The following is a 12986-nucleotide window of genomic DNA, read 5'->3' on the forward strand; positions in this document are numbered from 1 at the left end:
TGACCGAAACCCTGCGCCCTGACGACCTGATCCTGGTGAGCATCGACGACCATGTCGTCGAGCCGCCCGACATGTTCCTGCGTCACGTGCCCGCGAAGTACAAGGACGAGGCGCCGGTCGTGGTGACCGACGACAAGGGCGTCGACCAGTGGATGTATCAAGGCCGTCCGCAGGGCGTCAGCGGGCTGAACGCGGTGGTGTCGTGGCCGGCGGAGGAGTGGGGCCGGGACCCGGCCGGGTTCGCCGAGATGCGCCCGGGGGTGTACGACGTGCACGAGCGGGTCCGCGACATGAACCGCAACGGCATCCTGGCGTCGATGTGCTTCCCGACGTTCACCGGGTTCTCCGCGCGCCACCTCAACATGACACGCGAAGACGTCACCTTGATCATGGTGTCGGCCTACAACGACTGGCACATCGACGAGTGGGCCGGGTCGTACCCGGATCGGTTCATCCCGATCGCGATCCTGCCGACGTGGACGCCCGAGGGCATGTGCAACGAGATCCGCAGGGTGGCCGCCAAGGGGTGCCGCGCTGTGACGATGCCGGAACTTCCCCACCTGGAAGGGCTTCCGAGCTATCACGACGAGGACTACTGGGGTCCGGTGTTCCGCACGCTCTCGGAGGAGAACGTGGTGATGTGCCTGCACATCGGCACCGGCTTCGGCGCGATCAGCATGGCGCCCAACGCGCCGATCGACAACCTGATCATCCTGGCCACCCAGGTGTCGGCGATGTGCGCGCAGGATCTGCTGTGGGGTCCGGCGATGCGCAACTACCCGGACCTGAAATTCGCGTTCTCCGAAGGTGGAATCGGCTGGATTCCGTTCTATCTCGACCGCAGCGACCGCCACTACACCAACCAGAAGTGGCTGCGGCGCGACTTCGGCGACAAGCTGCCGTCCGACGTGTTCCGCGAGCATTCGCTGGCCTGCTACGTCACCGACAAGACCTCGCTGAAACTGCGCCATGAGATCGGCATCGACATCATCGCGTGGGAGTGCGACTATCCGCACTCGGACTGCTTCTGGCCCGACGCGCCCGAACAGGTGCTGGCCGAGTTGACCGCCGCGGGCGCCGACGCCGCCGACATCAACAAGATCACGTGGCAGAACGCGTGCAACTTCTTCACCTGGGACCCGTTCGCCCGCACCCCGCGGTCGGAGGCGACGGTTGGGGCGTTGCGCGCCAAGGCGACCGACGTCGATGTGTCGATCCGCCCGCGCGCCGAATGGCGTCGACTCTACGAGCAGAAGCAGCTCGCCAAGGCGTAAGCCGACGCCTGCCTGCCTCGGTTTCGCGAGCTACGGGGCGCCCCTCAGGGCCTCACCACATCAGGCCGCGGACCATCTCCGACGGCGGAATGTCTTCGACGGCGATGATCCCCTTGGGCGCGCGGCACACCCAGTCGATCACGTTGACGACGCGGGCCGCGGTGGACACGCATCCGGCTTCGGTGACGTCGAGGGTGGGGTGAGACAGCAGGGTGCTCATCTCGATGCGGGGCTCGCCGTCCACGATCACCTTGTGCACACCGGAGTGTCCCTCGGGCGGATACTCCCAGTCAGGCGCCGCGTCCGGGGTGAGCCGGGTGGTGTGCTCCACGGTGATGACGGGTTCGCCGCCGCGCACGCCTTCCGCGGCGAACCGAACCCCGGCTAGCCGGCCGGGTTCGACGGTCATCATCTTGCATTCGATGCGCTTGTCGGCGTACCACGGCTCGTAGCGGTCGCGAAGCTCGTCGAGCTCGACTCCGAGATGATGCGCGAGGTTGCGCACCAGCCCGCCGAAAATCGATGCGATGACCCCGGGCTGGAACGCCATCGGCAGCTCATCATCGGGAGTGGCACCGAAACCCATTGCCGTTCCGGTGTATTCGTAGTCGTCGTAGTTGCCATAGTCGAAAACCTCCTGGATCGCGACCGATTCGGCACGGGTGACCAGGCTCAGCGCGGCCAGCGCCGCGGTGTCGCCCGAGTAGCCGGGGTCGATGCCGTTGACGTAGAGCGACGAATTGCCCGTTTCGCAGGCTTCTTCCAAGGGCTTGCGCAGCCAGTCGTCGGCCTGGTTCGGCGTCACCAACCACACCATCGACGTGCCCACGACGTTGATGCCCGCGGCGAGGAACTTCGACATCTCCTCGATCGCCTCCATCGGCCGCGTCTCACCCAGCGCGGTATAAACCACGCAATCGGGTTTCAGCGCGACCAGCGCGTCGATGTCGTCGGTCGCGATCACCCCTGTCGGTTCGCTGAGCCCGCACAACTCGGCAGCGTCCTTGCCGATCTTGTCGGGGCTGGCGGCATGTACTCCGACGAGCTCGAAATCCGGCCGCCCGATGAGCGCGGGCAACGAGTGCTGCCCGACGTTGCCGGTGGAAAACTGGACTACTCGGCGCATTTGGGGATCCGTTCTCGATCAGTAGTCGGGGATGGGCAGAGGCGAGTTGTTCGAGTCGATACCGCCGTCGACGTGGAAGATCGCGTTGGTCGCGTAGCAGTCCCGGGTGGCCAGGTAGACGCAGAGCCGGCCGAGGTCTTCGACGTTGCCGAGCCGGTGCAGCGGCGTGGACTCCAGCATCTTGTCCAACGATCCCGGCATCAGGTCCAGGCTGCCCTGCAGGCCGTCGGTGGCAAAGGAGCCCAACGCGATCGCGTTGACCCGGATTTTCGGGGCGAGTTCCTGTGCCATGGCCCGCGTCAACGCCTCCAGCGCCCCCTTGGCGGTGCAGTAGGCCGTAAGTGCCCGGATGCCGAACCGTGCCGAACCCGAAGAGATGTTGACGATCGATCCGTGGCCGGCGTCGAGCATGTGCGGCGCGCACAATTGGCTCATGATGAACGCCGAGGTCACACACCAGTCGAATGTCTGCTTGAAGTCCTCGTCGGTGATGTCGAGGAACCGTGCGTATTTCGAGCCGCCGACGTTGTTGATGAGGATGTCGATGCGGCCGAAGCGGTCCATGGTCGTGTTCACGACGCGTTCGCCGTCGGGACGGCTCATCGCGTCGGCGACGAGGGCCAAGCCCTTGCCGCCGGAATCTTCGATGCCCTTGATCGTCGCGACGATGTCGGATTCGGTGCGGGCCGTGCCGACGACGGTGGCACCAGCCTCCGCCAGGACCCGTGCGATACCTTGTCCGACACCTTTGCCCGCGCCGGTGACGATCGCCACCTGCCCGTCGAGATTGAACTGCTCCAGCGCCATATCGACTCCTCGATGAAATTGACTGAAGTCAATCACATGTGTCAAGACCCCTCGTCGCTGTTGCTATCGTCTGGGCATGGCGGTGGTCGACAAACCTTCAGCGCGTGAGGCAAAACGCTTACAGACCCGGGAGCGGCTGATGGGCGCCGCCATCGCCGAGTTCAAGCGGGCCGGGATGGCCGAGGCTGATGTCGGCGCCATCGTCGCGGCCGCCGGCGTCGCACACGGCACCTTCTTCTTTCACTTTCCCACCAAACAGCATGTGCTGCTCGAGCTGGAGCGTCGCGAAGAAGAGCGCATCGCCAAACAGCTCGGCCGGTTCGCTGACGCCAAGCGAAGCCTGCGCGCTATTTTCGAGGAGGCGGTACGCCTTGTGCTGGGGCTGGAGCGCCGCCTTGGGCCGATACTGTTCAAAGACTTTCTTGCACTGCACTTCTCGCAGAGCAGGCCGCTGGACGAGAGTAACGAGCACCCAGTCATCGTCCGGGTCGCCCAGGAGATCGAGCGCGCCCAGCGGGCCGGCCGGGTCGCCCCCGCGGTCAACCCGACCAACAGTGCGGTGTTCTTCTTGCTCGGACTCTACGCATTGCTGACGACCACCCACGACTGGCCAACGCAGAGTTCGATGATCGACGACTACGTGGCCCAGACATTACGCGGCCTCGAGGCGCTCTGACTGGTTGACTAAAGTCAGTCACGCTGCAAAGCTCAGCCCGGGCGATGCAGGAGGTGACCCTTTGACCATGTCCGCCAACACCGTGGTCGGAAGCGGGCTCGACGAGCACATGGAGCGCTCGCGTCAGGTGCAGCGGCAGGCCGATAAATGGCTGATCTCCGGCAGCGTGTTGATCGGCACCGCGGCGCTCGGCATCTTCGGCCTGCCGCTGTTTCTGCGCGGCGTGTGGATTCTGCGCAACGCCGCCCGCGAAGGACTGACGGTGCGGCCGATGCTGGTGACCCTGCTCGGCTACTGCGTCATCGTCGACGCCGCGATCAACGTGTTCGGGTGGGCGCTGGATCTGGTCGCCCACCACACGCTGCTAGCGCGAGTGTTGTTGAACGGCTGGGGAGCAATGTTCGACGCCGGCTACTTCTGGCACTACAACGAGCTCTGGCTCGGCGGGGCGGCCGGTCCCGGCGAGAAGGCACTCGAGGTCGGGCTGATCCTCACCGTCTTCTGCATGCGCATCGCCGCGGGAATTGGCTTCCTGCAGATGAAGCGGTGGGGCCACCAGTGGATGATCATCACCTGCTGGATGGGCGTGGTTATCTGGTGCGTCTACGTGTTCAACATGACGATGTACGCCGATGTCCGCTACGCCGGGGTGATCCTGCCCGTGGTCGGTTGGTGGATCTACGACATCTTCTACATCACGCCGTTCCTGGCCATCCCGTATCTGCATTCGGTGAACAGGGAAATCTTCTCCGACTGAGCTTATAACTGACTGAACTCATTGACTACAGTCAGTCATTGCGTTACAAAGGGCGGACCATGACCTCACAGGTGAAGGTGTCGGCGCGAGCGGCGCGACGGATGCGGACGCGCGAGCGCATCCTCGGTGCCGCGATCGCCGAGTTCAAGAAGTCGGGCATGGCCGGCGCCGACGTCAATGCGATCGCCGCGGCCGCCGGTGTCGCGCACGGCACCTTCTTCTTCCACTTTCCCAGCAAGGAGCATGTGCTTCTCGAGTTGGAGAACCGCGAAGAGGCGCGGATCGCAGCGGAATTCGCCAGGTTTGTCGAACAGCGGCACGACCTGGTCACCACGTTGACCGCCGTGATCGACCTCGTGACCGGTCTGGAGCGCCGGTTCGGGCCGATCCTTTTCAAAGAGCTGCTGGCTCAGCATTTCTCGCCGACAAGGCCGCACAAGGATGAGTGGACCGACCATCCGGTGATCGTGTTGCTGGTGCGCGAGCTCGAGCGGGCTCGCGGTGACGGTGAAGTTCACCCTGAGGTCGACGCCTTCTACAGCGCCACCTTCTTCCTGCTCGGCATCTACGGCGTGCTGACCACGACGGACAATCCCGAGACCCGCGAAACGATGCTGGCCAAGTTGGTCTCGACCGCCGTGCGCGGTCTGGAGGTGCGATGACATGCGACAAGACGACAAGCGAGGAGTTTGACAGTGTGGGCATGGATTTGGGAGATACTGCGCTACGTCGGGGCGTGGGGTGGAGCCGCCCTCGTCATCTGGTTCTGGTACTGGATGTTCTCCAGCCTCGGCACGTTCTAGGGCTGCGATGAGCGAGCTGTCCGACGCGCACGCGCTGGCGATCGAACGAAGTTGCGCCGTCACGGCTGTCGCGCTGAGCGGCGAACGCCGCGAAGGGGTGCGCCTGGTGACCGGTGAGCACCGTCAGTTCAGCCTGAGCGCCGGTCTCGATTACGTGCAGGTGCCCTATCCCTCTCTTGGGCGCGACTGGACGCGTAGAACTTTGACGTGTGGTGTCGCACTCCAATCTTCACCTTCCAAGGAGCGACTCGCCGGCTATCGGCTCAACGAGCTGACGGCGCGTGAGCTTCGTGCGCTCACGCTGGTCGAGGCCGGCGTCGCACTGGGCTGGGTCGCCGCCACCTGGCCCGGCCTGATGAGCGAGGCGCAGCGATTGCTGCCCGATCTCGAGATGTTGCCCGACGACATGACCGCCGAGGCGATGCTCGACCGGGCGATCACGTGGGCGCGCAGCGGACAGCCGATCGCCGACGTCCCGGCTGTGGTGGGCCGGTTGCCGCTGGCCTACACGGCGCCGCAGGGGCTGACCGACAAGCTGCGGCGCAGCTTCGGCCGGATGCCGTGGACCAGTACCCAAAAGCGGCTGCCGCGCCCGTACTCGGTGCCCGTCGGCGGCGACGGAGGTGTGCGCAACCTGAACCTGCCGCCGCCGAGCCGCCCGCAGGACAACGACCTCGACGTCGCCCCCGAGCACCGGCCGGGAATCCCGTACCCGGAGTGGAACGCCTGGACGAAAAGCTTCATGCCCGACCATGTCGCGGTGCTCGAACGCGCTCATCCCAGCCGCGAACGACAGCCCGGCGTGGTCTCGGCCGACTTGCGCAAATGGTTCGAGGAGCACACCCATCGGGCCATGAAGAGCCGGCTTGAAGACGGTAGCGACCTGGACGTCGACCAGTATGTGAACCATTACGTCGACCTCACCACCGGCGAGGCGATCGAGCCCCGCATCTTCCGCGAACTGCTGCCCAGCAGCCGCGACGTCACCACCGCCTTGCTGTTGGACGGCAGTTCGTCGCTGGGAGTGCACGGCGGAAGGGTCTTCAAGCTCGAGTTGGCCTGCGCAGACGCGCTGTCGCGGGCGATGACGCTGGCCCGGGAACGGCACGGAATCTTCGTGTTCACCGGAAACACCCGCCATCGGGTCGAAGTCAACTGCCTGAAGGACTTCGACGAGCGGCGCTTTGTGCCGCCGAGCCGGCTGGGCCTGTCGGCCGGGGGCTATACCCGGCTCGGTGCGCCGTTGCGGCACTTGACAAGCCGTTTGCTGGCGCAGCCTTCCGAGCGGCGCCTGATGATCGTGATCGGTGACGGCCTGATCTCCGACGAGGGCTACGAGGGCCGCTACGCCTGGGCCGACGCCGCGCACGCGGTCGAGGAGGCCAACGACGCAGGCGTCTCGATCTACTACGTCGGCGTCGGACCGACCCGGGTCGATCCGCTGCCAGAGGTCTTCGGACCCCGCCGGTCCCAACGCATCCGGCGCGTGGAGGACCTGCCCAGGGTGCTCGCCCACGTCCACCGCGAACTCGTCGCCGCCTGATCGACAACCAACCGAGGAGCTCCAGCCACCGATGACCACCGACACCTACTACGCCAACGGCAACGAAGTCCAGCTGTTCGAGCAGGCCTATCACCAGCGCCTACCCGTCATGCTCACCGGACCGACCGGGTGCGGGAAGACACGCCTCGTCGAGCACATGGGCGCGCTGCTGCGCCGGCCCGTCGTCACCATCAGCTGCCACGACGATCTGACCAGCTCGGATCTCGTCGGCCGGTTCATGGTGACCGGCGGCGATGTGGTCTGGACGGACGGACCGCTGACCAGGGCGGTCAAAGCCGGGGCGATCTGCTATCTCGACGAGGTGGTGGAGGCTCGCCACGACTCGCTCGCGGTGTTGCATTCGTTGACCGACCACCGACGCACGCTCTACCTCGACCGCGCCGACGAGGTGGTCCACGCCCCCGAAACCTTCATGCTGGTGTGCTCTTACAACCCGGCGTACCGCAGCTCGCTGAAGGAACTCAAACCGTCGTTTCGGCAACGCTTCGTCACGCTGCCGATGAATTACCTTCCCCCCGACCGCGAGGCCGAGGTCATCGTCGCCGAAACCGGCGTCCCGCTGCCGACCGCCACGCGACTGGTCCGATGCGCCACCGCCATCCGCACCGCCGACGAGGCGTTCCACTTCGAACCCCCGTCGACCCGCGTCCTGGTCACCGCGGCACACCTGATCGCCGCCGGCGCAACCGAACTGGACGCGGCCGAGGCCTGCGTTCTCGCGCCGTTGTCCAGCGACGGCGCCGTCACCGACGGCCTACGTGAAGTCGCCGTGGCCAGCCTGGCCGGCGCCGACACTTCGAGCACCCCGCACTAGGAAGGAATCCTTATGGACCCCAAGGAGAGGCAGCGCAAACGAGCGCTGATCATTCTGCAGATCGTCATCTACGGCTATCTGCTGGCGATGTTCCTCATCCAGCTGTACATGTCGTTCGAGCGGGGCTGGTGGACGCTGTGAGCGCGACGGCGACGACGGTCAGCCTCGAAGACCACCACGAAGAATCGCGACTCGCCCAACGCCGCGCCGACAAGTGGATGATCGTCGGCGCCGCGCTGATGGGCATGTGGGCACCGGGCATCATCGGCTTCCCGATCTTCATGCGCGGGGTGTGGTTACAGCGACAGGCCGCGCGGGCCGGCCTGTCGGTGCGGCCGATGATCGTCACGCTGATCGGCTACCTGGTGCTCATCGACGGCTTCCTCAACAGCCTGGGCTGGGCGTTGGACCTGATCGGCAACCACACCTTGATCAACCGGGTGTTGATGATCGGCTGGGGCCACATGTTCGACGCGGCCTACTTCTGGCACTACAACGAACCCTGGGTCGGCGGCTCCGCGGTACCCGGCGAAAAGGCCTATGTCGCAGGGCTGATCCTGACCGTGTTCGCGATGCGGTGCGCCGCGGCAATCGGCTTCCTGCAGATGAAGCGGTGGGGGCACCAGTGGATGATCATCACCTGCTGGATGGGTGTGGTGATCTGGTGCGCCTACGTGTTCAACATGACGATGTACGCCGACGTGCGCTACTCCGGTGTGCTGTTCCCCGTCATCGGCTGGTGGATCTACGACATCTTCTACATCACACCGTTCCTGGCGATTCCCTATCTGCACACCGTCAACCGCGAGATCTTCTCCGACTGAACAGGTTAAGGAGCAAACCATGACGTCGTCACCGTCCACCTCGGCCGCCGACGAGAAGGATCCCGCCGAGGATCTCCCGCCCGGTACCACCCCGTACTACGCGCGGATGCACAAGTACATCAAGCGCGCCGTGCTCGTCTGCCTGATCGCCCTGGTGATCGAGGGAGCGTTCACGCTGCCCTTCATGGCGGTGTGGTACGGCTATCCGACCCTGAGCCTCACCGAGATCTGCAGCGGCCTGCTCAAGGTCCGCTACTCCGACGACACGCTGGAGTGCAAGGTGCCGTATCCGCCGCTCGGCCCACCGGAGGGCGCCGAGGGCAAGGACACCGCGCGCGACGAGTGGGGGATCCAGCCGGTACCCAAGTATGACCGGATCGGCTTCCGCGAACTGGTCCGCATCCACGAGGAGAGCGAGGCTCGCAAAGCCGCGCAGCAACAACAGGATTCGACGCCATGAGTCGACGATCGGCCGACGAGCACGCGCAGAACTGGGATCTGCGCCACGAGGACTTCAACGACATCGAATTCCTCTACGAGGTCTACGGGGTGATGCGGCGCCAAGCGCCGTTCGTACACACCGACACCCCGTTCCTCACCACCATGCCGGGCAGCGCCTGGGTGGCGGTGCGCTATGAGGAGTGCTACCGAATCCTGCAGGACTGGCAGCATTTCTCGAGCAACCCGACGCCGGACGCGACCGAGGCGTTCGGCGGTGATCTGGTGATCACGTTGGACCCGCCCCGGCAGCAGAAGTTCCGCAAGGTGCTCAACCCGTACTTCTCGCCGGCGCGGATGAAGGCACTGCGACCCCAGATCCGCGAGGAGACCGACCGGCTCATCGACGATTTCATCACCACCGGGCGGGGAGACCTCGCGCAGGTCGCGTGGCGGCAGCCGGGGATCGTGTTCTTCAAGTACGTGCTGGGCCTGCCGGTCGAGGACGTCCCGCTGTGCATCGAGCTCACCGACACCGCGCTCAACGGCGCCACCGAGGAGGAGCGTGGTCCCGCGTGGGGTGGGCTGTATCAGCACCTCCACGACGCGGTGACCGCCCGCACCGACGCGCCGCCCCGCGACGACATGATCGACGTGCTGCTCGGCGCCGAGATCGACGGGCAGCCGCTACCGTTCAACGAGGTGGTGGCCAACGCCATGCTGCTGGTCCAGGCCGGGCTGGAGACCACAGCCAGCGCGATGTCGTGGTCCTTCCACTATCTCGCCACGCACCCCGAGGAACGGGACCGGTTGATCGGCGAGCCGGAACTGCTGCCGCGCGCGGTGGAGGAGTTCATCCGGTTCGGAGGATCGATCCACGGCATCCCCCGCACCGTCGCCAAGGAAGTCGAGCTGGGTGGCCGGACGTTCTGCCCCGGCGATTCGGTGATCGTGAACTACGCCTCGGCCAACCGCGACGAAGACATGTTCGTCGACGCCCACCGATGCATCCTGGATCGGCGCGACAATCGCCATCTGGGCTTCGGCGCCGGCGTGCACCGGTGCCTTGGCTCCAACCTGGCCCGGCTGGAATTGCAGGTGGGCCTGGAGCAGGTGCTGAACCGGATGCCGACACTCACGCTGGACACCTCGAAACCGCCGGTGTTCGTGGGCAATTCCATCACCCGCGGCTTCCGCTCCCTTCCCGTGTCGTTCGACCCGGCCGAAACCTGCGCGGTGCTCAATGTCTGAGCGAACATATCGGGTCATCCAGTGGATGACAGGAGATGTCGGACAGGTCGGTGTACGCCACTTCGCGCAGTGCCCGGTCTTCGATCTCGTCGGCGTGCTGGTGCACAACAAGGACAAGGTCGGCAAGGACGCCGGTGAAATAGCCGGCGTCGCACCGGTCGGGGTGACCGCGACCGACGACGTCGAATCGATCATCGGCCTGGACGCCGACTGCGTGTTCTACACACCGGTGATCATGGACGTCGACACCGTCTGCCGACTGCTGCGCTCTGGCAAGAACGTCGTCACCACCAGCGGCTTCTTCCATCCCACCGAAAAGTTCCGCGACGGCGGGGACAAGATCCGGGCCGCATGCCAGGAGGGCGGGACGTCGTTTCACGCGGGCGGCATTCACCCCGGCTATGCCGGCGACATCCTCCCGCTCACGCTCGCGCGCGTGACCAGCCGGATCGACAAGGTCGAACTGTGGGAAGTCGTCAACGTACTGACCGACGCCCCGATGGACCACATCGACTGGATGGGGTTCGGTAAGGACAAGGACCAATTTCTCTCGGAGCCAACCATTCTCGGTCTCGGTATCCCGTTCTTCGCGCAGTCGATGCAGATGGTCGCCGACGGTTTGGGCGTGCGGATCGACGACGTCACCGCCGCCGACGTGAAGGCCGCCGTCGCCACCGAGGACATCCCGCACGCCGAGGGCGCCATTGCACGCGGAACCGTTGCCGCGCAACACCACGAGTGGACAGCCTGGGTCGACGGCAACCCGCTGATCGTCTACCACGCGATCTACCTGACCGGCGGACCCGATCAGCTCGATCCGGCCTGGGACTGGGGCCGGACGCGGTACCGCGTCGTCATCGAGGGCGACCCGTCCACCGAGCTGACGATGCACGGCCTCGTGAGGGCCGACGGAACCATGACCCATCCTGGTTACGACTGGACGGCGATGGGCGCGATCAACGCGATTCCCGACGTATGCGACGCCCCGCCTGGCTGGCTCACCCACCTGGATCTCGGTTTGGTTGCGCCGCGCGGGCTGGTGCGCACATGAGAACCGACGGTTCGCGGCTGCACCACGTGGTCTTCGCCGTCGCCGCTGAGCGGCAGGCCGATGTCGCCCGGATGTTCACCGAGCTAGGCTTCGCCTTCAACCCCGCCGAGTTGACCGAACTGGGCGTGACCGTCCAATTGGATTGGGAGGGTGGGCTCGAGCTGATCAGCCCGATTCCCGGGTCGACGGCGTCGGTGGCGTTGTCGGTCAACGACTTTCTGGCCAGCCACGGCGACGGTGTGTACACCGTGGTGCTGCAGGTGCCCGATCCCGCGGCAGCCGAGGCGGTGACGGATCGCTACGGTGCGGTCACGCGGTTCCGCCAACACTTCTCAGGAGAGGGTTCCTATCTCGACGAAATCGATCTTTCTGTGTTCAACCTCCCCATCACCCTTCTAGCAACGAATGTGACATGACTGATATCTCTGCAAACCTGCCGCCACCCGTCCGCTACGAAGACCTGCCGATGGCCCACGACCGCGGTGCGGGCTGGGCGAAACTGCGCGACCTCGGGCCCGTACTGTACGGCGACGACTCGTACTACTTCACCCGCCGCGAGGATGTTCTTGCCGCGCTGCGTGATTACGAGACATTCTCCTCACAGACCAGTTATGACGACATGATCAGCCCGGTACCGATGGTGCCGCTGGCGTTCGATCCGCCCGAACACACGCGCTACCGTCGCATCCTGCATCCGTTCTTCAGCCCGCAGGCACTGACCTCCGTGCTGCCGTCGCTGCAGACCCAGGCCATCGACATCATCGACGGCATCGCGCGCCGATCCGAGTGCGAGGTGATGGCCGACCTCGCCACGCCCTACCCTTCGCAGGTGTTCCTCACCCTGTTCGGGCTGCCGCTCGCGGAAAGGGAACGGCTGATCAGGTGGAAGGACGCGATCATCGCGGTCAGCCTGGCGAAGGACCCGGCCACGGTCGATTTGACCCCGGCGGCGGAGTTGTTCGCCTACCTCACCGAGGCGGTGCACCGGCAACGGCGGGAACCACAGGACGGCATCCTGTCGCAGCTGCTGCACGGTGACGACCCGTTGACCGACGAGGAGGCGACCGGGCTCTCGCTGGTCTTCGTGCTCGCTGGCCTCGACACCGTCACCTCCGCAATCGGTTTCACGATTCTCGAACTGGCCCGGCGACCCGAACTACGCACGCAGCTTCGCGAGAAGCCGAACAATGTCGATGGTTTCGTCGAGGAGATGATCCGGCTGGAGCCGCCGGCACCCACGATCGGCCGACGCGTAACCCGGCCGGTGACCGTCTCCGGTGTCACGCTGCCCGCCGAAGCCGAGGTCCGGTTGTGTCTGGGCGCCATCAACCGCGACGGCAGCGACGCGACCTCCGGTGATGACCTCGTGATGGACGGCAAGGTGCACAAGCACTGGGGCTTCGGCGGCGGCCCGCATCGCTGCCTGGGGTCTCATCTGGCGCGGATGGAGCTGAAGATCGTCGTCACCGAATGGCTGTACCGGATACCGGATTTCGAGCTGGCACCCGGCTACGTCCCCGAGATCACGTGGCCGTCGGCCACCGCCGCCCTGCCGGAACTGCCGCTGCGGCTTGGTGCGGCCACATAGAAGCAGCCCAGAG

General features: G+C 65.4%; 15 protein-coding genes. 13 read left to right on the top strand and 2 right to left on the bottom strand.

All coding sequences use genetic code 11. The features are described 5' to 3' along the window. Positions 1-11 precede the first annotated feature (11 nt). Positions 12-1274, top strand: a complete 1263-nt coding sequence (locus G6N28_RS18890) for an amidohydrolase family protein (RefSeq protein ID WP_163906411.1) — start codon at positions 12-14, stop codon at positions 1272-1274. A 52-nt stretch (positions 1275-1326) separates the two neighbouring features. On the opposite strand, the gene G6N28_RS18895 is transcribed toward G6N28_RS18890, so the two are convergent. Both G6N28_RS18895 and G6N28_RS18900 read right to left on the bottom strand, forming a co-directional pair. Beyond that, positions 1327-2400, bottom strand: a complete 1074-nt coding sequence (locus G6N28_RS18895) for an NAD(P)H-dependent amine dehydrogenase family protein (protein WP_163902910.1) — start codon at positions 2398-2400, stop codon at positions 1327-1329. A gap of 18 nt (positions 2401-2418) precedes the next feature. Then, positions 2419-3207, bottom strand: a complete 789-nt coding sequence (locus tag G6N28_RS18900) for an SDR family NAD(P)-dependent oxidoreductase (protein ID WP_163902912.1) — start codon at positions 3205-3207, stop codon at positions 2419-2421. Between the two features lie 76 nt (positions 3208-3283). On the opposite strand from G6N28_RS18900, the gene G6N28_RS18905 reads away from it, so the two are divergent. From G6N28_RS18905 to G6N28_RS18955, 12 genes are all read left to right on the top strand, one after another. Next, entirely contained in the window at positions 3284-3883 is a 600-nt protein-coding gene (locus tag G6N28_RS18905) for a TetR family transcriptional regulator (protein WP_163902914.1), read from the top strand. 67 nt (positions 3884-3950) lie between these two features. Continuing rightward, complete coding sequence (locus tag G6N28_RS18910) at positions 3951-4640, top strand: hypothetical protein (RefSeq protein WP_046750223.1); 690 nt, start codon at positions 3951-3953, stop codon at positions 4638-4640. Between the two features lie 59 nt (positions 4641-4699). Further along, positions 4700-5302: a TetR family transcriptional regulator gene (locus G6N28_RS18915; RefSeq protein WP_163902916.1), complete on the top strand. Its 603-nt coding sequence runs from the start codon at positions 4700-4702 to the stop codon at positions 5300-5302. A gap of 148 nt (positions 5303-5450) precedes the next feature. Next, positions 5451-6986: a nitric oxide reductase activation protein NorD gene (locus tag G6N28_RS18920; RefSeq protein WP_163902918.1), complete on the top strand. Its 1536-nt coding sequence runs from the start codon at positions 5451-5453 to the stop codon at positions 6984-6986. 31 nt (positions 6987-7017) lie between these two features. Further along, positions 7018-7821 carry a CbbQ/NirQ/NorQ/GpvN family protein gene (locus G6N28_RS18925; protein ID WP_163902920.1) on the top strand — a complete coding sequence of 268 codons (804 nt, stop codon included), beginning with the start codon at positions 7018-7020 and terminating at the stop codon, positions 7819-7821. Between the two features lie 12 nt (positions 7822-7833). Further along, positions 7834-7962: a hypothetical protein gene (locus G6N28_RS27335; RefSeq protein WP_264032721.1), complete on the top strand. Its 129-nt coding sequence runs from the start codon at positions 7834-7836 to the stop codon at positions 7960-7962. Next, positions 7959-8645 carry a hypothetical protein gene (locus tag G6N28_RS18930; protein ID WP_179962115.1) on the top strand — a complete coding sequence of 229 codons (687 nt, stop codon included), beginning with the start codon at positions 7959-7961 and terminating at the stop codon, positions 8643-8645. The genes G6N28_RS27335 and G6N28_RS18930 overlap by 4 nt, the downstream gene beginning before the upstream one ends. 19 nt (positions 8646-8664) lie before the next feature. Then, on the top strand, positions 8665-9105 hold the full coding sequence (locus G6N28_RS18935; protein WP_163902922.1) for a hypothetical protein: 441 nt from the start codon (positions 8665-8667) through the stop codon (positions 9103-9105). Beyond that, the gene (locus G6N28_RS18940; protein WP_163902924.1) at positions 9102-10334 is read left to right on the top strand and encodes a cytochrome P450; all 1233 of its coding nucleotides are present in this window, start codon (positions 9102-9104) and stop codon (positions 10332-10334) included. The genes G6N28_RS18935 and G6N28_RS18940 overlap by 4 nt, the downstream gene beginning before the upstream one ends. Continuing rightward, the gene (locus G6N28_RS18945) at positions 10327-11385 is read left to right on the top strand and encodes an NAD(P)H-dependent amine dehydrogenase family protein (protein WP_163902926.1); all 1059 of its coding nucleotides are present in this window, start codon (positions 10327-10329) and stop codon (positions 11383-11385) included. Before G6N28_RS18940 ends, G6N28_RS18945 begins: the two co-directional genes overlap by 8 nt. Beyond that, the gene (locus G6N28_RS18950) at positions 11382-11801 is read left to right on the top strand and encodes a VOC family protein (RefSeq protein ID WP_163902928.1); all 420 of its coding nucleotides are present in this window, start codon (positions 11382-11384) and stop codon (positions 11799-11801) included. The genes G6N28_RS18945 and G6N28_RS18950 overlap by 4 nt, the downstream gene beginning before the upstream one ends. After that, positions 11798-12973: a cytochrome P450 gene (locus tag G6N28_RS18955; RefSeq protein WP_163902930.1), complete on the top strand. Its 1176-nt coding sequence runs from the start codon at positions 11798-11800 to the stop codon at positions 12971-12973. Before G6N28_RS18950 ends, G6N28_RS18955 begins: the two co-directional genes overlap by 4 nt. Positions 12974-12986 lie beyond the last annotated feature (13 nt).

Origin of the sequence: Mycolicibacterium pulveris (assembly GCF_010725725.1) — a bacterium.
In the GTDB taxonomy this organism is placed as follows: domain Bacteria; phylum Actinomycetota; class Actinomycetes; order Mycobacteriales; family Mycobacteriaceae; genus Mycobacterium; species Mycobacterium pulveris.